Annotated in this window: 21 protein-coding genes and 1 pseudogene; 10 read left to right on the forward strand and 12 right to left on the reverse strand. The window is 72.3% G+C overall.

The genetic code is table 11. From position 1 onward, the window contains the following. Position 1 precedes the first annotated feature (1 nt). From V5E28_RS04575 to V5E28_RS04585, 3 genes are all read left to right on the forward strand, one after another. A complete protein-coding gene (locus V5E28_RS04575; protein WP_336205079.1) occupies positions 2 to 1783 on the forward strand; it encodes an HSP90 family protein in 1782 nt (593 codons plus the stop codon). Then, positions 1776 to 3644 carry a hypothetical protein gene (locus tag V5E28_RS04580; protein WP_336205080.1) on the forward strand — a complete coding sequence of 623 codons (1869 nt, stop codon included), beginning with the start codon at positions 1776 to 1778 and terminating at the stop codon, positions 3642 to 3644. Before V5E28_RS04575 ends, V5E28_RS04580 begins: the two co-directional genes overlap by 8 nt. A 66-nt stretch (positions 3645 to 3710) precedes the next feature. Then, a complete protein-coding gene (locus tag V5E28_RS04585; RefSeq protein ID WP_336205081.1) occupies positions 3711 to 5237 on the forward strand; it encodes an alkaline phosphatase D family protein in 1527 nt (508 codons plus the stop codon). A gap of 71 nt (positions 5238 to 5308) precedes the next feature. On the opposite strand, the gene V5E28_RS04590 is transcribed toward V5E28_RS04585, so the two are convergent. Beyond that, positions 5309 to 5785, reverse strand: a complete 477-nt coding sequence (locus V5E28_RS04590) for an efflux RND transporter periplasmic adaptor subunit (RefSeq protein WP_336205082.1) — start codon at positions 5783 to 5785, stop codon at positions 5309 to 5311. 156 nt (positions 5786 to 5941) lie between these two features. On the opposite strand from V5E28_RS04590, the gene V5E28_RS04595 reads away from it, so the two are divergent. From V5E28_RS04595 to V5E28_RS04605, 3 genes and pseudogenes are all read left to right on the forward strand, one after another. After that, complete coding sequence (locus V5E28_RS04595) at positions 5942 to 6115, forward strand: DUF5666 domain-containing protein (RefSeq protein WP_336205083.1); 174 nt, start codon at positions 5942 to 5944, stop codon at positions 6113 to 6115. Then, positions 6112 to 6441: pseudogene (locus tag V5E28_RS04600) on the forward strand (response regulator); the annotation flags it as partial. The gene V5E28_RS04595 and the pseudogene V5E28_RS04600, both read left to right, overlap by 4 nt. Positions 6442 to 6463: 22 nt before the next feature. Further along, entirely contained in the window at positions 6464 to 7897 is a 1434-nt protein-coding gene (locus V5E28_RS04605; protein WP_336205084.1) for a sensor histidine kinase, read from the forward strand. Here the strand turns inward: V5E28_RS04605 and V5E28_RS04610 are convergent. After that, positions 7882 to 9243 carry an FG-GAP and VCBS repeat-containing protein gene (locus tag V5E28_RS04610; protein WP_336205085.1) on the reverse strand — a complete coding sequence of 454 codons (1362 nt, stop codon included), beginning with the start codon at positions 9241 to 9243 and terminating at the stop codon, positions 7882 to 7884. The two genes, V5E28_RS04605 and V5E28_RS04610, sit on opposite strands and share 16 nt — an antisense overlap. 67 nt (positions 9244 to 9310) lie before the next feature. Between V5E28_RS04610 and V5E28_RS04615 the strand changes: the two genes are divergently transcribed. Next, positions 9311 to 10540, forward strand: a complete 1230-nt coding sequence (locus V5E28_RS04615; RefSeq protein WP_336205086.1) for a cytochrome P450 — start codon at positions 9311 to 9313, stop codon at positions 10538 to 10540. Here the strand turns inward: V5E28_RS04615 and V5E28_RS04620 are convergent. From V5E28_RS04620 to V5E28_RS04635, 4 genes are all read right to left on the reverse strand, one after another. After that, on the reverse strand, positions 10522 to 11919 hold the full coding sequence (locus V5E28_RS04620) for an MFS transporter (RefSeq protein ID WP_336205087.1): 1398 nt from the start codon (positions 11917 to 11919) through the stop codon (positions 10522 to 10524). The genes V5E28_RS04615 and V5E28_RS04620 overlap by 19 nt on opposite strands. An 89-nt stretch (positions 11920 to 12008) precedes the next feature. Further along, positions 12009 to 12611: a TetR/AcrR family transcriptional regulator gene (locus tag V5E28_RS04625; RefSeq protein ID WP_336205088.1), complete on the reverse strand. Its 603-nt coding sequence runs from the start codon at positions 12609 to 12611 to the stop codon at positions 12009 to 12011. Between the two features lie 80 nt (positions 12612 to 12691). Further along, entirely contained in the window at positions 12692 to 13333 is a 642-nt protein-coding gene (locus tag V5E28_RS04630; protein WP_336205089.1) for a biliverdin-producing heme oxygenase, read from the reverse strand. A 388-nt stretch (positions 13334 to 13721) separates the two neighbouring features. Then, entirely contained in the window at positions 13722 to 14102 is a 381-nt protein-coding gene (locus V5E28_RS04635) for a ClpX C4-type zinc finger protein (RefSeq protein WP_336205090.1), read from the reverse strand. Positions 14103 to 14602: 500 nt separating this feature from the next. Here V5E28_RS04635 and V5E28_RS04640 point away from each other — a divergent pair, with 500 nt between their 5' ends. Then, positions 14603 to 16813 carry a P-loop NTPase fold protein gene (locus tag V5E28_RS04640; RefSeq protein WP_336205091.1) on the forward strand — a complete coding sequence of 737 codons (2211 nt, stop codon included), beginning with the start codon at positions 14603 to 14605 and terminating at the stop codon, positions 16811 to 16813. On the opposite strand, the gene V5E28_RS04645 is transcribed toward V5E28_RS04640, so the two are convergent. Next, a complete protein-coding gene (locus V5E28_RS04645) occupies positions 16778 to 17470 on the reverse strand; it encodes an MBL fold metallo-hydrolase (RefSeq protein WP_336205092.1) in 693 nt (230 codons plus the stop codon). The two genes, V5E28_RS04640 and V5E28_RS04645, sit on opposite strands and share 36 nt — an antisense overlap. A 112-nt stretch (positions 17471 to 17582) precedes the next feature. On the opposite strand from V5E28_RS04645, the gene V5E28_RS04650 reads away from it, so the two are divergent. Continuing rightward, positions 17583 to 17984: a helix-turn-helix domain-containing protein gene (locus V5E28_RS04650; protein WP_336205093.1), complete on the forward strand. Its 402-nt coding sequence runs from the start codon at positions 17583 to 17585 to the stop codon at positions 17982 to 17984. Between the two features lie 124 nt (positions 17985 to 18108). Further along, positions 18109 to 18450 carry a DUF4180 domain-containing protein gene (locus V5E28_RS04655; RefSeq protein ID WP_336205094.1) on the forward strand — a complete coding sequence of 114 codons (342 nt, stop codon included), beginning with the start codon at positions 18109 to 18111 and terminating at the stop codon, positions 18448 to 18450. Between the two features lie 83 nt (positions 18451 to 18533). On the opposite strand, the gene V5E28_RS04660 is transcribed toward V5E28_RS04655, so the two are convergent. The 5 genes from V5E28_RS04660 to V5E28_RS04680 form a co-directional block, all read right to left on the reverse strand. Beyond that, complete coding sequence (locus V5E28_RS04660; RefSeq protein WP_336205095.1) at positions 18534 to 19364, reverse strand: alpha/beta hydrolase; 831 nt, start codon at positions 19362 to 19364, stop codon at positions 18534 to 18536. A gap of 113 nt (positions 19365 to 19477) precedes the next feature. After that, positions 19478 to 20029: a flavoprotein gene (locus tag V5E28_RS04665; RefSeq protein ID WP_336205096.1), complete on the reverse strand. Its 552-nt coding sequence runs from the start codon at positions 20027 to 20029 to the stop codon at positions 19478 to 19480. A gap of 63 nt (positions 20030 to 20092) precedes the next feature. After that, on the reverse strand, positions 20093 to 21451 hold the full coding sequence (locus tag V5E28_RS04670; protein WP_336205097.1) for a phenylacetate--CoA ligase family protein: 1359 nt from the start codon (positions 21449 to 21451) through the stop codon (positions 20093 to 20095). A gap of 32 nt (positions 21452 to 21483) precedes the next feature. Then, positions 21484 to 22140, reverse strand: coding sequence for a response regulator transcription factor (locus V5E28_RS04675; RefSeq protein WP_336205098.1), 657 nt, complete (start codon positions 22138 to 22140; stop codon positions 21484 to 21486). Beyond that, on the reverse strand, positions 22137 to 23417 hold the full coding sequence (locus tag V5E28_RS04680; protein ID WP_336205099.1) for a sensor histidine kinase: 1281 nt from the start codon (positions 23415 to 23417) through the stop codon (positions 22137 to 22139). Before V5E28_RS04680 ends, V5E28_RS04675 begins: the two co-directional genes overlap by 4 nt. Between the last annotated feature and the right edge of the window lie 135 nt (positions 23418 to 23552).

Consider the following 23552-nt stretch of genomic DNA (forward strand, 5'->3'; position numbering starts at 1 on the left):
GGTGGACAACGCCTTCCAAGTGGACCTGCGCGGAGTGGTCGACCTCCTCAGCCGCCACCTGTATTCCAGCCCCCGCGTCTACGTGCGCGAGCTGCTGCAGAACGCGGCCGACGCGATCACCGCCCGCCGGTCCACCGATCCCGGAGCGCCCGCCGCGGTCGCCATCGAGGTGGCGGACGGCGTCATCAGCGTCACCGACACCGGCATCGGCCTGACCGAGGACGAGGTCCACGTGCTGCTGGCCACCATCGGCCGCTCCTCCAAGCGCGACGAGCTGGGCTTCGCCAGGCACGAGTTCCTCGGCCAGTTCGGCATCGGGCTGCTGTCCGGCTTCCTGGTGGCCGACGAGATCAGGGTCGAGACGAGGTCGGCCAAGGGCGGCCACACCGTGCTGTGGACCGGCGGATCCGACGGCCGCTACCGGGTGGAACGGGCGGCTGCGGAGCGGGCCGAGCCCGGCACCACGGTCACGCTCACGGCCCGCCACGACGCCGCCGAGTGGGTGGCCGAGCGCACCGTCACCGAACTGGCCGAGCTGTACGGCTCGCTGCTGCCCTTCGAGATCACCGTGAACGGCCGCCGCACCACCGTCGACGCCCCGCCCTGGCAGGCCAGGCACCCGTCGCCGGAAGCGCGCGGAAGAGCCCTGGCCGACCACTGCGCGAAGCTGTTCGGCTTCACCCCGCTGGACGCCGTCGACCTCGGCGTGCCGGAGGCGGGGCTCACCGGCGTCGCCTACATCCTGCCCGCGCCGGCCAACCCGGCGGTCCGCGGCACCCACCGCGTCTACCTCAAGCGGATGCTGCTCACCGAGACCGCCGACGGGCTGCTGCCCGACTGGGCGTTCTTCGCCCGCTGCGTGGTCGACGCGGCCGAGCTGCGCCCCACCGCCAGCCGCGAGGCGCTCTACGAGGACGACCTGCTCGAACACACCCGCGACGAGCTGGGCCGCCGGCTGCGCGCCTGGCTCGTCCGGCTGGCCGAGACCGACCCCGACGGGATGCGCGCCTTCCTGCGCCTGCACCACCTGGGCGTCAAGGCGCTCGCCCTGCACGACGACGACATGCTCAGGCTCGTGGACCGGTGGCTGGAGTACGAGACCAGCGCCGGCCCGATGACGCTCGCCCAGTTCAGGACCAGGCATCCGCATGGCCGCTACACCTCCACCGTCGACGAGTTCCGCCAGCTCGCCGCGGTCTCGGGAGCGCAGGGCGTCGGCCTGGTCAACGGCGGCTACGTCTACGACAGCGAGATCCTGGCCCGCCTGGACCGGATCGACCCCGGCGCGGGCCTGCGACCGCTCGACCCCGCCGAGCTCGCCACCCACCTGGGCCCGGCCGACCCCGAGGCCGAGCTGCGTGCCCGGCCGTTCCTCGCCGCCGCCGCGCGGGCCCTGGAGCCGCTCGGCTGCGAGGTGGTGCTGCGCGACTACGACCCGGCCTCGCTGCCCGCCCTCTACCTGACCAGCCGCGCCGCCCAGCACCACGCCGACCTGCTGGAGGCCCGGGACACCAGCTCCGAGCTGTGGGCCGACGTGCTCGGCGCGCTCGAACGCACCATGGCGGTCGACCGGCCCCGGCTCGTGCTCAACCACCGCAACCCGCTGGTCCGCCGCGTCACGGGCCTGCCGGACCTCTCACTCGCCGCCACGGCGGTCGAGGCGCTGTACGGCATGGCGCTGCTGCATGGACACCACCCGCTCCGCCCGGCCGACACCGCGGCACTGAACCGCTCGTTCCTCGGCCTGCTCGACTGGGCCGTACAGGGAGGGGCGCATGGCTGAGGACGTCGCGGCGCTGCTGCGCGAAGCGGACGCCATGCCGTACGGGGAGGCCAGGACCGTCCTGGTGGAGCGCGCGCTGCGCGCGGCCGAGGCGGGAGACGACCACGACCTGGTCATCCGCGCCAGGCTCGACCTCGCCGAGGCCTACCAGTACGGCGGCGAGCCGGTGAAGGTGTTCGCCACGTTCTCCCGCAACCTCGCCGACTACGACGCCGAACCCGGCCGGTGGGACCGGTGGGTGACCCACGAGCTGCTCTGGCAGTTCAAGTGGGTCGTCGCCAACATGCGCCAGTTCCCGCAGATCCCGCTGCGCCGCACGCTCGACGCGCTGGACGAGATGGAGCGCCGCTACCGGCAGGCGGGCGACATGACGCACGCCGTGCACGCCAAGCGCTGCTTCACCGCCAGTCACCTCGGCGACGACGAGGGCATGCGGGAATGGTTCCACCGCTGGCAGACCAGCCCGCGCGACGAGCTGTCCGACTGCGAGGCGTGCGACACCTCCTCCAAGGTGTGGGCGCTGGCGTCGCTCGGCAGGGACGAGGACGCGGTGGCGGCGGCCAAGCCCGTCGTCGAGGGCCGCTCCACCTGCGCGGTGCAGCCGCAGAACATGCTCATCACCGTGCTCCTGCCGTACGTCAGGACCGGCCGGCTGGAGCAGGCGGCGCAGGCGCACCGGCGGGCGTACCGGATCGTCCGGGGGCAGCCGTCCCACCTGGAGGACATCGGCACCCACCTGGAGTTCTGCGCGCTCACCGGCAACGAGACGCGCGGCCTGGAGATCCTCCAGCGGGAACTGCCGCTGCTGGAGCGGCCGCCGTCGCCCTCCCAGGAGCGGACGTTCCAGGAGGGCGCCGCGCTGCTGCTGCGCCGCCTGGAGGAGACCGGCCACGGGCACCTGACCGTGCGGCGGGCGGGACGGGACGTGCCGGTGCCCGAGCTGCGCGCGGCCATGGAGGCCGGAGCGCGGCGGATCTCCGCCGAGTTCGACGCGCGCAACGGCAACGACACCCACTCCCGGCAGACCGAACGCCGCCTGGCCGCCCGGCCCCTGGTCGCCCGCCTTCCGCTGTTCCCCCACCACCGCGCCTCCTCGACCGGGTCACCGCACGACAACTGGCGTCGCGGAGTCGCCGCGCTCGACCAGGCCGCGTCGCGCGACCACGACGCCGGGCCGGCCGTGCGGGAGCTGGCGGAGGCGGTGGCCGGATTCACCGAGCGGGGCGACACGGCCGGCGCCGCCCTGGCCCGGGTCGACCTGGCCCGCGCCTACCTCGCCGCCGGCCGGGCGCTCGACGCGGCGGAGACCGCCGAGGAGGCCGTCACCCTGCTGGATCGGGCCGACGGGACCGCGCCGGCCGCCGCGCGCAGGACGCTCGCCGCCGCGCAGCACGCCCTCGGCGAGTACGACCGGCAACTGGCCACGCTGCGCCGCCTCGGCGACCCGGCCGCGCTGATGGACATGGCCGACGACATGAACGGGCGCGACGAGGACCGTCAGGCGGCCGGCGCCTACGCGGCGGCGGCCGACCTGTTCGAGGCCGCCGGCGACCTCCTCGCCGCCGGCCGGGCGCTGACGCTGCACGCCACGTCGGTCCACTACGCCGGCGACGACCGGGCCGGGATCGCCGCGGCGTTCGACCGGGCCAGGGCCGCGCTGACCGCCGCGGGCAAGGAGCGGGCGGCACGGGAGCTGGCCCTCCTCGCCTACGAGGAGGCCGACGTGCTGCGGTGGCAGGACGAGCACGACCGCGCCGCCGAACTCGCCCGAGAGGCCGCGGACGCCTTCACCGCCCTCGGCGACGAAGACGACGCGGAGCTGGCCCGTGACCTGCTGAGAGCGCTCGGCGAGGACGACTGACGCTGTTCACCTGCCCTTGACTCCGTTGTCATGGCCGGGTCAGCGGAGCCGGACATACCTGGGAGCGTGGACCGCAGATCCTTCCTCGCGGCAGCGGGCGCGGGCCTTCTCCTCCCCGCCCCGCTGACCGGAACGCGCCCAGCATCCTCCTCCCGAACCCTCAGAGCCGACCCGTTCACGCTCGGCGTGGCCTCAGGCGATCCCGGCACCGACGGGTTCGTGCTCTGGACCCGCCTCGCGCCCGACCCGCTCGGCGGCGCCGGCCTCGGCGGGATGCCGTCCCGCGACGCGGACGTCGACTGGCAGGTCTCCGCCGACGAGCGCTTCTCCAAGATCGTCAAATCCGGTACGGTCCCCGCCCGGGCCCGCGGCGCCCACAGCGTCCACGTCGAGGTGTCCGGCCTGGAGCCGGGACGCGACTACTTCTACCGCTTCAGGAGCGAGGGCCGCCTGTCACCCCACGGCCGCACCAGGACCACGCCGGGCGAGCGGGTGGAGACGCCGCTCGCGTTCGCGGTCGCCGCGTGCGCCCACTACGAGCACGGCTACTACACCGCCTACCGCCGCCTCGCCGAGCAGGAGCCCGACCTGGTCGTGTTCCTGGGCGACTACATGTACGAGTACGGGCCCAGCGGCTACACGGCGCTGGCCGGGCGGGTCCGCACCCACACGCCCGGCACGTGCGTCACGCTGGCCGACTACCGGCTGCGGCACGCCCAGTACAAGAGCGACCACGACCTGCAGGCGGCGCACGCGGCCGCGCCCTGGCTGGTGGCCTTCGACGACCACGAGGTGGAGAACAACTGGGCGGGTCCCGTCTCCAGCAGCGGCGCCCCCTCCTTCGCCCGGCGCCGGGCCGCCGCCTTCCGCGCCTACTACGAGAACATGCCGCTGCGCCGCGCCACCCTGCGCGGCGCCGGGCTCAACCTGAACCGGCGCGTCTCCTGGGGTTCCCTGGCGCGTTTCCACCTGCTCGACACCCGCCAGTTCCGCGACGACCAGGCCTGCGACGACGGTGTGCGGGGCGGCTGCGACGACCGGCTGTCCACGGACCGCACCCTGCTCGGCGCCGGCCAGTGGCGCTGGCTGGAGGACGGCCTGCGCGGCTCGGGCGCCCGCTGGAACCTGCTCGGCCAGCAGATCCTCATGACCCACCGAGACTTCAGGCGCGGTCCCGGCCGCGAGGTGAACCTGGACTCCTGGGACGGCTACGCGCCCGAGCGCACCCGACTGCTGGAGTCGCTGTCGCGCACCGCGAACCCGGTCGTCCTGACCGGCGACGCGCACATGCACCACCTCGCCGACCTCAAGACCGACTTCGACGACCCGGACTCGCCCGTGGTGGCCAGGGAGCTGGTGGCCACGTCGATCGCCAGCGACGGAGACGGCTACCGCGACAGGACCTGGATCGCCGAGTCGCTCGCGGAGAACCCGCACATCTCCTACATCGACCAGCGCCGCGGCTACATCATGGCCCGCCTCACCCGGGACGACCTCTCGGTGGACTTCCGCACCCTCGACCGGATCTCCCGCCGGGGCGCCCCCGCCCGCACTTCCCACCGCGTCACCATCCCCGCCACCCCGGGCACCTGAAGGCAACCTGGGAACGTCCTGAGGATCCGCTCAACCCCCGGCGCCGCCGGGAACGCCGGCCGGCGGGGCGGTCAGCCGTTCGGCCAGGCGCCGTCAGGGAACTCGCCGGTGCCGGTGGCCGCCATCACCACCTGGTCGTGCTCGCCCACGCCCGAGGTGACCTCGACGTACTGGTCGCCGCGGATTCCCGTGCGCACGACCCGCGCCGTGTCCTTGCCACCGGAGCGCACCGTGACCACCGAGGCGCCGTCCGCCCGGCTGCGCACCGCCGCGGCGGGCACGTACACCGCGTCCCGCGCGGCGCCGGTGGTGACCGTCGCCGAGGCGGTCTGGCCCAGCATGAGCCTGCTGGGCGGCTCGTCGAAGGCCAGCGTGACGGCGTAGCGGACGAGCCGGTCGTCGGTGGTCGCCGTGGGCGCGACGTGGGCCGCCCGGCCGCGCCGCCAGACGTCCAGGCTGACGCTCGCCCTCGTGGCGGGCGTGGTGCTCGTCGCCGGCGTGCTGATCGGCATCCAGGCGCAGAAGGCGCTGGGCACGCCCGCCGCCACGGCCGGCCCCCAGCAGGCGGGTCCCCAGCAGGGGGCCGCCAGCAGCCAGGCCGGCCGGGCGGCAGGCAGCAGGGGTTCGGCCAGCGGGCCGCGGGCGGCCCGGGCACGGCGGGCACCGTCGAGAAGGTGGACAAAGGGAAGGTATGCCTGAGGACCATGGACGGCTCCACTGTCACGGTCACCACCACCGACGCCACCACGATCGAGGTCACCAGCCGTGGCTCGGTGTCCGACCTCAAGGCCGGCAGCACCGTCACCGTGCGCGGCGAGCGGGGCGCGGACGGCACGATGTCCGCGACCGCGATCACCCGGACCGGAGGCGGCCGGTGAGCGAGCCGGAGGCCAGGCTGCTGGTGGTGGACGACGAGCCCAACATCAGGGAGCTGTTCTCGGCGAGCCTGCGGATGGCCGGATTCGAGGTGCTGACCGCCGCCGACGGGCAGGAGGCGCTGCGGATCGCCGAGGAGAGCGCCCCGGACCTGGTCATGCTCGACGTCATGCTGCCGGACCTGGACGGCCTGGCCGTCGCGGGCAGGTTGCGCTCGCGGGGCCGCCGGGTCCCGGTGCTGTTCGTCACGGCCAAGGACAGCCCCGAGGACTACGTGACCAAGCCGTTCAGCCTGGAGGAGGTCATCGCCAGGATCCGCGCGGTGCTGGGCGCCGCTCTGGCTGCGCCTGGTGTCGGTCACGCTGCTGCTGGTCACGCTGGCCATCACCGCGACCGGTCTGTTCACCGAGCGGCTGCTGCGCGGCTATCTGGTCGAGCGGGTCGACCAGCAGCTCCGTGCCGCCAGCGGGCCGTGGCGGACCGCGCCCCCTCCACCCGACCCGCAGCCCGGTGCCCGGCCGCAGCGCTTCTTCGGCCTGTTCCACCAGGTGCTGGTCGACGACCACGGCACGGTGATCAGGACGTTCGCCGAGTCGACCGAGACGCACAAGCCCGACCTGCCCAGGCTCACCACCGCCGACGTCGCCAGGCGCGCGGGCAGGCCGTTCACCGTCGACTCGCGCGCTCCCGGCGGGCCGAGCTGGCGGGTCGTCGCCATGCCCGGCCGCGGCGGCGACAGCCGCGTCATCGCGATCAGCCTGGGCGACGCCGAGGCCACCGCCCGCCAGCTCATCCTGATCGTCGCCGTCGGCGGCGGCGGGACGCTCGCCGTGCTCGGCCTCGCCTGCTTCTGGCTCGTCCGGCGGAGCCTGCGCCCGCTGGGCGAGATCGAGCGCATCGCCGGCGACATCGCCGGTGGCGACCTGTCGCGGCGGGTGCCCCGCTGGGCGGGCACCACCGAGGTCGGCAAGCTCGGCCGGGCGCTCAACGGCATGCTCGGCCAGATCGAGCGCGCCGTGCACGAGCGGGAGGCGGCGGCCGAGGCGGCCCGCGAGTCCGCCACCGCCGCCCGGCGCTCCGAGGAGGTGATGCGCAGGTTCATGGCCGACGCCTCGCACGAGCTGCGCACCCCGCTCACCTCCATCAGGGGCTTCGCCGAGCTCTACCGCCTGGGGGCGGACCACGACCTGCAGGAGGCCGTCAGGTTGCTGGAGCGGATCGAGGGGCAGGCGGCGCGGATGGGGCTGCTGGTGGAGGACATGCTGTTGCTCGCCCGCCTCGACCAGCGCCGCGCCCTCGCCCAGCGGCCCGTCGACCTGCTCAGCCTCGCGGCCACCGCCGTGCTCGACGCCCAGACGCTGGCCCCCGACAGGAGCATCGAGCTGGTCCGGCTGCACGGCGGCGAAGGGCCGGTGGTCGTGACCGGTGACGAGTCCCGGCTCGGCCAGGTGACCGGCAACCTGATCAGCAACGCGATCACCCACACCCCGCCGGGCACGCCCTTCCGGGTGGGAGTCGGCGCGCACGACGGCATGGCGGTGCTGGAGGTCGCCGACGAGGGGCCCGGGTTCCCGCCCGAGGTGGCCGAGCGGGTCTTCGAGCGCTTCTACCGGGCCGACCCGGCGCGCAGCAGCGGCGGCTCCGGACTCGGCCTGGCCATCGCCGCCACGCTGGTGGAGGCGCACGGCGGCGCGATCGCCGTCACCGGCGAGCCGGGCAGGGGCGCCACCTTCCGCGTCACCCTGCCGCTCAGGTCCGGCGGGGCCGCTCAGCCGAGCGCGTAGCCGTACAGGCCCTCACCGGTGCCGAGCCTGCGGGCCTTGCCCGGTCGCAGCCCGGCGCGCGCCCCGGGCACGTACGTCACCACCCCCTTGTCGGGAGCCGCCACCACCAGCCCGTGCAGCGCCGGCCGCTTCGCCAGCGACCGGTACCCGCCCGAGGCGGGCAGTGCCGACACCGAGGCGCCCTTCCCCTTGATCAGCAGGTCCCCGTGCCGCGTCAGCCCGCCCCCGGGAGCCGCCGCCAGCACCTGGACCGCGTTCTCGCCCGGCACGCCGACGGCCAGCTCGTCGTCGCCGTCACCGTTGAAGTCCCCGGCGGCCAGCGACGCGCCGAACCTGTCGAAGTAGCGCGGCTCGCCCTTGAGCAGCCGCTGCGTCCACATCTCCGACCGGCCGCCGCGCAGCCCGTGCCGGGTCCCGTACAGCACGTGCAGGGCGCCGTCGCCGTAGTCCATGGCCCGCTGACCGGCGGTCAGGCCCTCGCCCGGGGCGCCGACGGCCAGGTCGTCACGGCCGTCGGCGTCGAAGTCGCCGGTCGTCAGCGCCGCCCCGAACGCGTCCCACTTCTCCGCCGAGCCCTTGAGCCCTGGCGAGCTCTGCGTGATCCGCAGCGCCTGCTCGCGCCGTACGTCCAGGACGGTGGCCGACCCCTGCCCGTCGTGCGTCACGCTGTCGGACGGCGCGCCGACGACCAGCTCGTCGCGGCCGTCGCCGTCGAAGTCACCGGTCGTCAGCGCCTCGCCCCACTGGTCCGTCACACGCGCCGCCTGCCGCACCCACCGCGTCTTCTGCGTGATCTGGTACGGCTCGCGGCCCTTCAGCCAGTAGAGCGAAACCCCGCCACCGGACCGGAACCCGGGAGCGCCCACGGCGAGCTCGTCCCTGCCGTCCCCGTCCAGGTCGCCGGCCGCCAGCGACGCCCCGAACCGGTCGCTCGACGGCCTGGACAGGGTGAGCTCCCGGCCAGGCCGCAGCCCGCCGGGCGAGCCGTGATAGAGCTGGACCGCGCCGTTGCCGTCGCCGCCGGGCACGCGCTCGCCCGCGAACTCGTCCGGCGCCCCCACGGCCAGGTCGGCGCACCGGTCGCCGTCGAAGTCGCCCACGGCCAGCGCCGCCCCAAACGCGTCACCCGGCTCGGGCTCGTCCTGGGCCAGCCTCACCCGCTGTCCCGACCCGTACAGGATGGTGACCGAGCCGGCCCGCCTGTCGTCGTACGGCGCCGCCACGGCCACGTCCGGACGGCCGTCGCCGTCGAAGTCCGAAGGCGCCCCGCCGCACGAAGCGGACGCCGTGTGCACCGTACCGGTGAGCAGGGGCAGAACCAGGCAGGCGGCGAGCGATGCGTTCATACCTGTAGTCATCTCCGGGCCGTCCGAACCAGGCATTAACGCCACGGGAACGTGCCAGGATAGGCACGTGCACATCGATCTCGCAGATCTGGATTTCTGGCGCAAGCCCCCGAAAGAACGGCACGAGGCGTTCGCCCAGCTCCGGCAGCTTGAGCATCCGGTGTTCTTCCCCGAGAAGAAGGTGCCCTTCCTCCGGTCGGGAAAGGGCTTCTACGCCCTGGTCCGGCACGCGGACGTGGTCGAGGCCAGCCGCAACGCCAAGATCTTCTCCAGCGAGCCCGCCGTGACCAACCCGGAGCCGCCCGGCTGGGTCAAGCAGGTGTTCGGCGAGTCCATGGTCAACATGGACGACCCGCGGCACGCCAGGCTGCGCAGGATCGTCACCCGCTCGTTCAGCCCGCGCATGCTCGCCAACCTGCAGGCCGACATCGAGACCGCGTGCGCCGGCATCGTCGACGACGTGGTCAAGGACGGCCCGCGCGACTTCGTCACCCAGGTCGCCGCCCGGCTGCCGATCCATGTCATCTGCGACATGCTCGACATCCCGCAGGGCTGGCGGGCCAAGGTCCACCAGCACGTCGACGTCTCCACCGCCTACACCGGCGTCCGCCCCAGCCTGGCCCGCAGCGTCCAGCTCGCCGGCCAGAACATGCTGGCCCTGCTCGCCCTCCAGCGGATGGTGATCAAGCTGGGCCACGAGCGCGCCGCCGACCCCAAGGGCGACCTGGTCTCGCTCCTGGTGACCGCCAACCCCGACGGCGAGAAGCTCAACGACCGCGAGCTGGGCTCGTTCTTCGCGCTGCTGCTGGTCGCGGGCAACGAGACCGCCCGCAACACCATGGCCCACGGCATCAAGCTCCTCACCGACAACCCGGCGCAGCGCGAGCTGCTGATGAGCGACTTCGACGCGCACATCGGCAACGCGATCGAGGAGATGGTCCGCCATGTCTCGCCGATCATGCAGTTCCGCCGCACCGTGACCGAGGACTACTCGCTGCGCGGCCTGGAGCTGAAGCAGGGCGACAAGGTCGTCCTCTTCTACGGCTCGGCCAACCGCGACGAGACGGTCTTCCCGAACGCCGACGCCTTCGACATCACCCGCGACGCCAAGCCGCACGTCGGCTTCGGCGGCCCCGGCCCGCACTTCTGCCTGGGCGCCAACCTGGCCAGGCAGGAGATGCGGACCATGTTCAGGACGCTGCTGACCAAGCTGCCGGACATCCGCTCGGTCGGCGAGCCGGAGCTGCTGGTGTCCAACTTCGACAACAGCGTCCGCAGTCAGGCGTTCACGTTCTGAGGGTCGAGGACGTTCGTCCTGATCGTGAAGACCGTGATCAGCGCCGCCACCACCATCATGGCCGCGCTGATCAGCATGGCCATTCTGAACCCGGCGTCGAACACCGGAGCGTTCTCGAACGCGTCCCCGACCAGCCCCACCAGCGGCGGCACCGCGGCCACCGCGAGCAGCCCGCCGGTGCGGGCCAGCGCGTTGTTCACGCCGCTGGCCGTGCCGGCGTAACGGTCGGCGGCACTGGCCAGCACGGTCGAGGTCAGCGGCGCCACCGCCGCTGACAGCCCCAGCCCGAACACGGTGACCGACGGCAGCACCTGCAGCAGGTACGACGCGCCGGGACCGATCGTGCTCATCCACAGGAAGCCCGCTCCCGACACCAGGATGCCCGCCGTCATCGGCCAGCGCGGCCCGATGCGCTTGGCGACTTCCCCGGCCCGCGCCGACAGCAGCAGCATCAGCAGCGTCGCGGGCAGCAGCGCGGAGGCGGCCGCGATTGGCGAGAACCCCGACACCACCTGGAGCTGCACCGCCAGCAGGAAGAACACCAGGCCCATCGCGCCGTACATGATCAGCGTGACGACGTTCACGGCCGTGAACACCCGGTTGCGGAACATCTCCACCGGCACCAGCGCGTCAGGCGACCTGCGCACCTGCACCACCACGAACGCCACGCCCAGCAGCACGCCCGCGATCAGCGGCACCGGCGCATCGAGCTGGATCAGCCCGTACGTGATTCCGGCCAGGGACAGCGCGGCCAGCACCGACCCCAGCACGTCGAAGCGGCCCGTCGCCAGCTCGTCCCGGCTCTCCGGCACATGCCTGACCGTGACCAGCACGACCAGCACCGCGAACGGCAGGTTGATCAGGAACGCCCAGCGCCAGCCGATCGTCTGCACCATCGCCCCGCCCAGCAGCGGCCCGATCGCGCTCGCCACCCCGCCGAGACCCGACCAGGCGCCGATCGCCCGGGGCCGGTCGCCGCGGTCGAAGGAGGCCTGGATGATGGCCAGCGAGCCGGGGGTGAGCAGCGCGCCGCCGATGCCCTGCAGGGCGCGGGCGGCGATGAGGAACTCGATGTTCGGCGCCAGCCCGCACAGCGCCGAGGCCAGCGCGAACCAGACCGTGCCGATCAGGAACACCCTGCGCCTGCCGAACCGGTCGCCGAGGGAGCCGCCCAGCAGGATCAGCCCGGCGAGGGTCAGCGTGTAGGCGTTCACGGTCCACTGCAGCCCCGCCATGCCCGTCTCGAGTTCGGTGCCGAGGAAGGGCAGCGCGACGTTCACCACGGTGCTGTCGAGCATGGCGAGCCCTGAGCCCAGCACGGTCGCCGCCAGGATCCATCGCCCCTGTGCCGATTTGAGCTCTATGTGGCCGTTTTCCATGAGCCAATCCTGTCACTGCCCCGGCCCGGCCTTCGCGCCGTCAGGCGGGCCCGGCCGTGGTGCCGTCAGGCGGCCCGGCCGATGTGCCGTCAGGCGGGTGGGGCGCCCAGGGCGCGCAGGACGAACGCGGACACCAGCTCGGCGGCCCTGTCGACGGTCACCGCCCCGCTGATCAGCGGCATCCGCTCGGCCCCGATCAGCGCCATGATCATGCGTGCGGTGGCCGCCACGTCGAGCACCTGGAAGTCACCCGACGCCGCGCCGCTGTCGAGGATGTCCACCAGGATGCGCTGCATGGGCGCCACGTGGTCGGCGAGCTGCTGGTAGGCGGCCGGGCCCAGGGCGGCGCTCAGATCGGCCGCCCCCGGGTGCGGGTGCGCCACCAGCCCTTCGAGCTGCAGCCGCACGAACACCCGCAGCCGGTCGGCCGGTGCGGCGCCCGCGGGCAGGCCCCGCTCGTAGCTGTCGATGAAGTAACGCGTCACCCGCTCGGTGAACGCCAGCAGCAGAGCCGCCTTGTCCGGAAAGTAGTTATACAGAACCGTGCGGGTGATCCCGGCCTCGCTGGCCACATCCGTCAGCGAGATGGCGTCGATGCCCTGCACCCGCGACAGCCGCGAGACCGCCTGCAGGATTCGGTCGCGCGTCTTGGCGCGGTGCTCACCGATGGTGGCTGCGGAGATCCGGGGCATAGGCCCATGGTAGGCCGCCTGCCCGTTCGCGCGCGGGGCCGCGCGCGCGTACCCGGTCGAGCCACGCCCGTGCCGGCACCCTAGGCCGCGGTCTTCACCACGTGCAGCAGCTCGGTCAGCACCTCGGTGTTGAGCTGGTAGGCCAGCTTCACCTCGCGGATGATCCGCTGCTGCTCGCGCTCGTCCAGCTCCAGCGAGTCGAGCCGGCTCCGGTACTCGGCCTTGAACCTGGGCAGGCTGCCGACCCGGTCGAAGACGTAGAAGTCGACGCCCCCGCCCTTCTGGTAGCCGTAGATCTTCTGCAGCTCCATCCGGATGAACTGCCCGCCGGACAGATCGCCGAGGTAGCGGGTGTAGTGGTGCGCGATGTACCCGCCTGGCCAGTCGGCGACCTGCTCGATCCTGGCCACCAGAGTCCGCGTGGCCTTGGACGGAGCGATCCGGTCCCGCCACCTCTGCCCGTAGATCTTGGCCAGGTCCCGCTCCAGCGCCTCCTCCCGGTAGAGCTCGGGAAAGACGAACCGACCCGCCACCGGATGCTCGCTCAGCCTGCGGGACACGCCGTCGAGGGCGAGGTAGGCGAAGTAGTGCTGGGCGACCATCTCGCCGTACTCCTGCTCGCTCAGCCGCCCGCCCATCAGCTCCGTCAGGTAGCTCTCACCCTCGGCCGACTGGTGGTCGCTCCAGGTGGCGCTTCTCAAGGTCTCGGAGAACGACGTCACGGCTCACCCTAACTGGTTGGATCTTTAATGACACAGTGTCACAAACACCGTCGGGCCTCGTCAAGCGGATGGCGACACCATGTCATCAACTCATACCCACTCTGCGCCCCGGTCCTCCGGGGTTCGCGGGTCGCGCACGTGAAACGGCAGGTAACAGGGGGAACGGGACCAGGGGGTGCGGAAGCGGCGGCGTGACCATGCTCCGTCAGCGGAGCGACCCGCGTGCACGCGGCACGGTCATGGCCGCGGCGCCGGGGAGTGGCCCGTGGGCGGCGCGGCCATGGGTGCGGCGGAACGGTCCGCCTACACGCGCCACGGCCAGGGGTGCGGCGGCGGAGCGATCGCGTCGACGCCGCGTGAACCATGGCGGGTTCACGGGCTCGACGGGTCACTCCTCGCCGGAGAACCTCTCCCAGGCCGACTGCCGCGCCATGCCCAGGGCGGCGCCGATCCGGGCCCAGGTGACCCCGCGGTTGCGCGCCCGGGTCACCCAGACCTGAAGGTTGGCGTCCACCTCTGCGCTCACCGCGGCGACGCGCGGTAGGAAGGCGAGGATCTCCTCGTCGGTCATGCTGTCCGGCCAGGGGATCTCGGCGGCAGCGGCCGATCCGGTCGACTCGGCCGTCGAGTCGAGGATGGTGACGCACAGATGCACGCACTCGTTGCAGATGTGGACGCCGGCACCGGCGATCACCCTTTCCACGTCGGTCTCCGGCTTCGCGCAGAACGAACAGTGGATCTTCTGGTCGGTCGGGGAAGGGGCAGTCATGCGATCCTCCTGGGTCGGGCGGCTGTCAGGGCCATCCTGACGGTGCGACTCTAACCCGTCAGGTCTGACCTGACAAGCTCTCCGCGACGTCTGGAAGGCTTCCCGCATGGCCGGCGAGCCACCGCGTCGCCCCCTGGCATCGCGTGACACCAGGTCGGCAGCCTCGCGTGTATGCGCCGGCCGCCGCGCGCCGCATAACCCGGGACCGCTGACCCTGGACCGCTCACCTGGGGCCGTGCCCAGGGAGCGCTCGCCCGGGGTGGTGTCCGGGACCGCTGTCCGGGGTCGTGGCCGGGGACTGCGAGACGTCGGATCCTGGCCGGTAATGCCGGGAGATGCCGGGCCGCCGCCTGCCCGTCGGCTCGGTCACGAAGCCTCCACCACGCGGGGCCCGTGTTTCGCAAGGCCCCGGGCGAAACCTTTCCCCTCACCCCGCCGATGTCTCTCTGGGGGTGCGCAACCGCCATCCCGCCTCGGGGCCGGTAGGAAGCGGGCGGCAGGTGGACGAAGAGCAGCGAGCCGGTGTGTTCAACCAGCTCCTTGATCGCGCGTTGCGCGAGCCGGAACTGGTGGCGAGCATGGGCGCCACCGGCGAGACCTCCGCCGGTGCGCTGCGCCGGGTCGCGCGGGAGCATCGGGCGTACATCATGGACCAGGCGCGCGGCGCGGAGGAGGAGTACCTCCAGGCGGCCGGCGGGGTGCAAGCCGCCTGGCGGAGCGAGCGCGGCTGGTCGATCCTGTCCTGGGCGACGGGAGTGGCCGCCCTGGTGGTCACGCTGGCGGCGTGCGTCGCCGGCGGCTGGAGCGCCGAGATCGATCAGGCCATGGCCGAGCGCCGCCCGGTCTCCTTCGTCGACGTCCTGGTCCAGAGTGCGGGCATCCTCATGGCTCTCGCACTCCTCGGCGCGATCGCGGGGGCCGTCACCTGGTGGGCGTACTGGTTCCTGGTGCCCGCCGTGCGGACGGGAGACTCGGCCGCCGAAGATCGGCGGCTGAACGGGACGGTCGTAGGCGCGACCGGTTTCGTGGCGGTGCTCGCGGCGGCGTCCCTCTCCGCCTCGGTCACCAAGATCCTCTGGGTGCACGAACACCACCGGCCGCCGGGCCCGGATGACACCTACGGCTGGGAGTGGGCGCTGCTCGTCGGCACTCTGATCATCTACGCGGGAGCGTACTGGCTCCTGCGTGGCCGGTTGGCAGAGTTCACGAGCGAGTACGTCGGCGACGGGGGAGAGCCGAGCCGACTGGAGACCGTCTGGCGCGAAGCGCTCCACGAGTGCGTCCTGGGCTTCCTGCGCTCCCATATCGGCGAACAGCTGGAGCGCAGGTACGCCACCGTCCTGAGTGTCATGAGCGCTCCCGGCCTGCGGCGGGTGCGGGCGCTGGACTACCACGTGGTGACTCCTGCCGAGGAAACCCTGATCAGGGTCTGCAACGGCATGGACGGCGGCAGCATCGCGCTGGCCGGGCCGCGCGGGGCGGGCAAGAGCGAGCTGCTGAACGCGTACTGCAAGGGCGTCGCCCCCGACAGCACGGCGAAACTGGCTGTCGAGGTGACCGCGCCGGTCGTCTACGACCGGCGCGAGTTCATGCTCCACCTGCTCGCCAGGCTGTGCAGGGTGGTGATCCGCGAGAAACTCCGGGCCGCGCCCGAGGCGACCAGAATCCTGCAGCGCGTCCGGTATCAGCACACGCGCTCGGGCGAGCTGAACGCGAGCGGCGGCTGGGGGCCGTGGAGCATGTCGGCGAAACGCGGGACCACTCACACTCGCCAGCCGCTGGCCTACCCCGAGATCGTCCAGATGCTGACGGGCTTCCTCGGAGTGGTGGCGGAGGAGGTCTCGACCGCCATACCGGCGCGGCGGCTGGTGGTCTCCATCGACGAGCTCGACCGGATCGCGCCGGCGGCCGTCGCGCGGGATTTCCTCAACGAGCTCAAGGTCGTCTTCGACGTGCCGCACTGCCTGTTCGTGCTGTCGGTCTCGGACGAGGCGCTCAAGGAGGCGGACCTGTCGCCTGCCGGCCGCCGCGACGCCTTCGACAGCGCCATCGACGAGGTCGTCCGGGTCGAGCCCCTGGATCACCGCACCGCCGTGAAGCTCCTCGACACCCGCGTCATCGGCCTGCCCGCCCCGTTCGCGGCGCTGTTCTACTGCCTGTCGGGCGGCATGCCCCGCGGCCTGCTCCGCACGGCTCGCGCCGCGGTGGCCCTGCTGGAGCCGGACCGGCCCAGTTCTCTGGCGGAGGTCACGGCAGGCCTCGTCGAGCGCGAGCTGGCCAGAACCGCCAACAGCGCCGGGGACGGCGTCGCGACGCCCGGGGAGCTCCTGCAGTTCTTCCGGATGGACGTGGTCGCCGGGCAGGGCGGCCTGCGCCAGCTCGGCGACCGCATCGCCGAGCACGCCGCCGTCCTGCCCGGCGGCGCCAGGCTCGGCGTGACGCTCGCCAACCGCGCCTACTTCCTGGACACGGTGTCGTCCGTCTTCTCCGGGAACGTTACCGAGCAACTGATCACCGAGGCGTCACGGCCCGGCCATTCCGGCTCCTTCTCCGCGCTGGCTCGGGCACAACGCGAGATCGGCACGGCGGACGTGCTGGCCAGATCCACCCTGGACGAGATCAGGAAGGCCTGGACCCTCACCGCGCTGCCGCCCATCGCCCCGGCCGGCGCGGGGTCAGAGTTCGGCGGCCACCCTGCGCAGACCGGCTGAGGCGTCGCCGGTGATCGGGTCGCCGTGGCCGACGCAGACCGGGGCGAGTTCGAGATCCGCCAGCCGCCGGAAGGACTCGACCGCCCTGGGACGGTCGACGTTGAACACGCCGAGCATGATCCGCTCGTCCACGTGCGCGATGGTGTCGCCGGCGAACAGCAGGCGGTGTGCCGGGACGTGGATGGCGATGCTGCCGTCGGTGTGGCCGGGAATGGAGATCACCTCGGCTCCGCCGCCGAAGTCGATGACGTCGCCGCCCGCCAGCTCCTGATCGACCCGGGCGGGCGGGACCGGCGGGATCGGGGGGAGGCTGTCGAAGATCTCCCGCTCCCAGTCGGGCATGTCCGCCCGCTCGGGCAGCTGCCTCGCTGCCTCTCCCCGTACGACGGGCGCGTCGGCCTGGTGGACCATCACCGTGGCGTCGGCCGCGATCTCCGCGAGGGCGCCGTGGTGGTCCTCGTGCCCGTGGGTCACGATGACACGCCTCAGGTCCCGGGGGGTGAAGCCGAGAGACCGGATGGCGCCCTCGATGTCGCCGCCTGAGCCGGGCACGCTCGTGTCGATCAGCGTCAGGGCGTCGCGCTCGTGCCACAGATAGGCGTGCCCGACGTCGAAACGGAGCAGGTGCAGGTTGGGCGTCAGCTCGACGAGGTCCATGCGCGCAAACCTACGCCCGCTCTGGCCCGCGAGCGCGTCCCTTCGCCAGGAGCGGAGCGCACTCCCTTAACGTCCTTGTCATTCCCTTTATCGGGGTAAATTAGGGAACGTTATGCAAGATTACACCGTCGGGCAGGCAGCGGACCTGCTGGGACTTCACGTCAAGACCGTCCGCAACTATGTGCGCGACGGCCGGCTGAAGGCCGTCAAGATCGGCAAGCAGTATCGGATCGCCCGCGAGGATCTTGAGGCGTTCACCGGACGGACCCTGTCGCCCCCCGTCCCCGCCCGCCAGGTGGAGGCGTCCAGCATCGTGCGGATCGACGGCATCGACCGGCTCCAGATGGACCGGCTGAGCACCATGCTCCTGGGAGCCCTTGTGGGCCGCCCGAACGGCGTCCGGGTCGAGCTGGTCTACGACGAGGAGCGCGCCAACCTGAAGATCATCATCCTGGGCGACCTGGAGATGTCCGCCCAGGTGTTCAGGCTCGTCGAGGCGCTGGTGAGGGAGTGAAGGCAACCGGCTCGTCCCATGACGGCTGCAAGCCGGCCCCGCCACCGGCCCCGCCGCTGCGAGGCGGCGACCGCCATTCACTGATGAGAAATACGCCCCTGAATCCTTTGTGAGGAGAGCGCAAGTGTCCGACATCCTGGTGTGCGAACCGCATGGCGAGCCCCTGCGCAGCGAGCAGGACGCCCTCGACCTGATCGGCGAAGCCTGGTCTCAGCAGGCCCGCTGGGTGGCCGTCCCCACCGAGCGGCTGCATGAGGACTTCTGGAGTCTCCGTACGCGGGTCGCGGGCGAGCTGGTGCAGAAGTTCGCCAACTACCGGCTCGGCTTCGCCATCATGGGCGACGTTTCCCCCCATGTCGCCGCCAGCTCGTCCTTCGGCGACTGGGTCCGGGAGGCGAACGAGGGCCGCCAGACGTGGTTCGTCGCTGACCTGGCGGAGCTGGAGCAGCGACTGTCCGAGGCGTGAACGCCCAGCCATCCCCGCCGTCGGGCCTCGGCCGTTCCTGCCGTCCGGCCTCATCCGACGCATCTCGGCGGCGGCTCCTGTGCTCACGTCCCAGCCGCCGGTGCACGGGTCACGTCATCGTGCCTGCCCAGGGCTATGAGGGCGAGATTGCGCAGTGAGGCAGTGCCCGGTCTGAAGTAGTCGCTGTGGCCGCCCGCGCCGACTTCGAACAGTCGTGCGCCGTAGGCGGGATCCATCGGGTCGGCGCCGAAGCCGAGCGGTCCGAGCTTCACCTTGGGCACGAACCTGATCCAGTCGCCGTCCCCTCGCCCGGCCCAGAGGCGCGGCGGGGGAGACGTGCGGTGAACCGTCCCGCTGGGCGCTGTGGCCGTGCTGGTCAACGTGGAGGCGGCGGGTGTCCGCGGTGGGGTGAGGGCCGCGGCGGAGGAGGGGTCCTCGAGACCGGGACTGCCGAAGACGACCAGGTCGGTGACCGGCAGACCGGGGACGGCCTTGACGCACACCACAGAGCCGTAGCTGTGGCAGAGCAGCGTGATCGGCGCCGCCGTCCGGCCGCGCAGGTCGGCGACGGCGCGGCGGAGCGCCGCCGCTCCCCGCGTGGCAGAGGTGTCCAGCATGACGTCCAGGCTCACGGTCGGCGGGGAGTCGTAACCGAGCCAGGCCACCACGGCGAGCCGCCTGTCGGGATCCAGGCGGGACGCCTCGGCCAGGAGTGCGCGGGCCGAGCCTCCCGGACGATGGTGGCCGGTGTCGAACGTCTTCACCGTGACGTCCGCGCCCGGCACGATGATCGCCACCCCGTCCGCCGTGGCCGGATCGCCGAAGACCTCCACGAGACGGCCGCTCGACGGGGCGGGCGGGATGACGAGCGCGCCGAACGCGAGCATTCCGAGAACTCCATGGCGTGTGCGCATGGCGTCGAAGCTACGAAGACCGCCATGTAACCCGCGTCACCGCTGGGGTTGAACCTCCCGGTAGTACCAAGGGGTGACGCGGCTCGGCCGGGGATGACGCGCGGCGCGTACGGCTACGAGCCGAGCCTGTCGCGGGCCTCGTCGAGGGCGTCGAGGGCGAGATCCCAGTCGAACGGCGCTCCGGCGCTTCGTGGTGGTGCCGGCTCCCAGATGCCGGGGCCGTACAGCATGGTGACCCCTGCGGCCCGCAGCTCGCCGACGTTGCGCTCGAAGGCGGGGTGGGAGGCCTGGGCGCTGTTGACGGCGGGGGCGGCCACGAGCGGCAGGCCCATGCCGATGGCCTCGGTGATCAGGCCGAGGGCCAGGGTGTCACTGATGCCCGCCGCCCACTTGTTGATCGTGTTGAACGACGCCGGGCACACGAGAATGGCGTCGGGGTCGGGAAGCAGGTCGGGCGCGTCAGGATCCTTGTACGCGTGACGCACGGGGTAGCCGGTCAGCTCGGTGAGAGCGGCGACGTCGACGAACCGCACCGCCTGGGGCGTGGCGATCACACACGGGGTCCAGCCGCGTCCGATGGCCCGCTCGACGAGCTCGTCGACGACGCGGGCGCGCGGGGTCGCGCAGACGACGATGTAGAGCACGGGATTGACGGGTGTGTTCATGAGGGCATTCAAGCCGGTCGGCCCGATGCCTCGAAGGCATGCGACTGAGCGTCGCCCGGCCCGTCAGCGGGTGTAGCGGTGCTTGGCGCCAGGAGGGAAGTATTCCGCGTCTCCCGCCTCGCGCAGCCGGATGACGGGCGCCTGCTGCGCCTCCGGCACGTAGTGCCCGAACTCGCTGTTGAGCCGGAGCAACTGCTCCAGGATCGACCCGCCGACGGCCCGGGCCGTCTCCTGGGACGGTTTCTCGCCGGGCGCGAGCTCCACCGTGACCGTCAGGTGCCGGTCGCGGCCGGAGTCCTCCACCACCTCCAGCACGAACTTGCCCGTCACCAGCGCGCTCACAGCCTGCTGCTCCAGCCCGACCGCGATGTTCTCCGGATACACGTTCGCCCCGTAGTAGGAGACGGTGAAGTGGGTGCGATCGAAGACGTACACGAAGGGCCGTTCGGGTCCGGGGGCCGACGGTTCGAGCCCGCGCTCCCGGACGAACCGCAGCATGCGTTCGTACGGGATCACCCCGCCCTCGTCCGCGATGTGGTAGCGGATCAGCGGGACGCCGTTGTCGCCGGAGAAGAGCAGCGTGCCCCGGTGCTCCTCGAAATGGCGGACCTCGGGGTCGTACTGGACGAGCGTCGGCAGGCGGGACTCGCCGAACAGCTCCCTGGCCGTGGCGGGTCGTTCGGCCAGGAAGCGGCGGATCTCCACCGACAGCGGAGTCTCGTTGCCCAGAACGCCCGCGTCGGCGGTGCCGTACAGGGAGGCGATGCCGCGCAGCGGGTCGTCGATGCCCGCTCTGGAGGCCACGAGGGTGCGCCATTCCTCGCTGAAGACCTCGCCGGCGGTGACCAGCTTGACGTCCCAGGCGGACCAGGGGAGACCGGAGTCGATGACGTTCTTCAGGAAGGGCGGGTAACCGAGCAGGACCACCTGGTCGAAGTGTGGCGCCAGCTCGGGGATGACGCGCAGGATCTCCTGCTTGTCGCTGCCGGGCGCGACCACGCTGATCGGATATCCGAGCTCCGCCAGGTGGCGGCAGCAGCTGACGGTGAACAGGCCGCCGACCCAGGTGCCGAGCGCGAAGCAGACGACGGCCAGGGTGCGGCGTTCGCGGGCGTCGAAGGAGTCCCTGAAGATCTCCTCGAAACGGGCGGCGATCACCCGCTCGTCAGAGGCGGAGCGCGGCCAGAACGACGGCACCCCGGTGGAGCCGGACGACACCGCGATGATGTCGCCGATCACCCCGTCGCGGCACAGATCGGGCAGGGGATGGCGGCGCGTGTAGCCGTCCTTGGTCGTCATCGGCAATCCCACGAAATCCTGAGATGTCGTGATCTTCCGGGGATCGATGTGGTGCTCGGCCAGGAACGCCCGGTAGGCCGGCACCGTCTCCGCCACCTCGTGGAACAGCTTGACGACGTCCATCTGCCGACTGTAGATCCGCCGGGCGGCGGCCGTCACCCGCCCGGCCGCACCAGCCCCGTCTCGTAGGCGTAGACGATGGCCTGGGCCCGGTCACGCAGCCCCAGCTTCATCAGCACCCGCCCCACGTGGGTCTTGACGGTCTGCTCGGCCAGCACCAGCTTGCCGGCGATCTCCTGGTTGGACATGGCCTGGGCGACCAGGGTGAGCACCTCGGTCTCCCGCTCGGTCAGCCCTGCCAGCCGGCCCGCCTCGGGTGCCCGTGACGGGCCCAGCCTGGCGAACTCGCGGATGAGCCGCTTGGTCACCGCCGGCGCGATGAGCGCCTCACCGGCGGCCACCACCCGCACCGCCTCGGCCAGCTGGGTGGCGGAGGCGTCCTTGAGCAGGAACCCGCTCGCCCCGGCGCGCAGCGCCTCGTAGACGTAGTCGTCGAGGTCGAAGGTGGTCAGGATGAGGACCTTGGACCGCGCGCCGGAGGACAGGAGCCGCCTGGTGGCCTCCAGCCCGTCCATGACCGGCATCCGGACGTCCATCAGCACCACGTCGGGGGCGAGCTCCGCCGCCCGCTCGACCGCCTCCCGACCGTCGGCGGCCTCGCCTACCACCTCGATGTCCGGCTGGGCACTCAGGAACACGGTGAACCCGGTGCGCACCATGCCCTGGTCGTCGGCGATCAGCACCCGGATCACCCGGACCCCCGTTCGGTCGTGGCGTCGACCGGCAGTGTCGCGGTCACCTGGAAACCTCCCACGGGGACCGGCCCGGCGTCGAGCGTGCCGCCGAGCAGCGCCGCCCGCTCGCGCATGCCGACCAGCCCCTGACCGGCTCCCCGCGGCCCGGCGGGGGCGAGGCCGGGGCCGTTGGTGATGTGCAGGCGTAAGCCGCCGTCGTCGCGGCCGATGTCGACCACGACCGTGGCGCCCGGCGCGTGGCGCATGGCGTTGCTCAGCGACTCCTGGACGATCCGGTAGGCCGACAGTCCCAGCGCGGGCGCCAGGCCCTCCAGCGACGTGGGCCGCTTGACCAGCACCGTCAGCCCCGTGGCCCGCGCGTTGGCGATCAGCTCCTCGACCCGGTCGAGGCCGGGCAGCGGCGCGGTGTCGGTCCGGCCGTCCTGGTCGCGCAGCACGCCGAGCACCTGGCGGAGCTGGGCGATCGCGTCCAGCGACAGGCCGCGGATGTCCGCCAGCCCCGCTTCGAGCTGGGCCGGATCGCCCGCCGCCTTGAGGGGGACCGCCTCGGCCTGGATCGCGATCACCGACATGTGGTGCGCCACCACGTCGTGCAGCTCGCGCGCGATGCGGGCCCGCTCCTCCAGCACGGCCTGGGCGCCCACCGCCTCCTGTGTGCGCTGCTCCTCCACGACCAGCTGGGCCGTGGCGGTGCGGCGGACGCGCACGTTGTAGCCGAACAGGACGGCGACCGTCACCATGACCGCCGCGACGGGCATGGAGTTGGGATGGATGATCCAGGCCGTCAGGACGCTCAGCACCCAGATCGCGACGGTGATCCGCCGCTCGCAGCGTACCGCGGCCGAGTAGCTCACCAGCAGACAGGACAGCACCATCAGGAACGTGTAGGGGGCATCGGCGGGCCGGACGCCGATGGACGAGGTCACCCAGACGCCGATCGGCAGCATGAGGAACCCGGTCCGCCAGGCGGCCAGCGGCCACCTGTCGCGCAGCGCGAGCGGCAGGGCCACGCCCACGGCCATGAGCAGAGAGAAGCCCTCGGAGACGGGGGAGACGGCCTTCACATTCCAGTCGGACACCTGGGAGAGCGTGGTGAGGAACGCGATCGCGGCCAGCAGCGCGTCGGCCGCCTGCACCAGATCCAGCCGGGAGGTCGGGACGACGGCGAGCCGGCGCGGCAACCGGACTGTCAGCCGCCGCGAGCGGGGCGCCGGAGGGTCGGCCACACCCTGATAGAGCGCGAGCTGAACAGGCCGCACCACTGCCGGGATCACGCCCACAGCCTACGAGCGGGGCCGGGGGCGCCGCGTCCCACCAAGGTCTGATCCCCCCTCATTCCCAGGTATCGCTTACATAATTACGATCGCTCTGAGCGAACAGTCGCAGCGAAGGGAACAATGGCGGGCTCT

The sequence above is a fragment of the Nonomuraea sp. LPB2021202275-12-8 genome (genome assembly GCF_037044575.1).
GTDB lineage: Bacteria > Actinomycetota > Actinomycetes > Streptosporangiales > Streptosporangiaceae > Nonomuraea.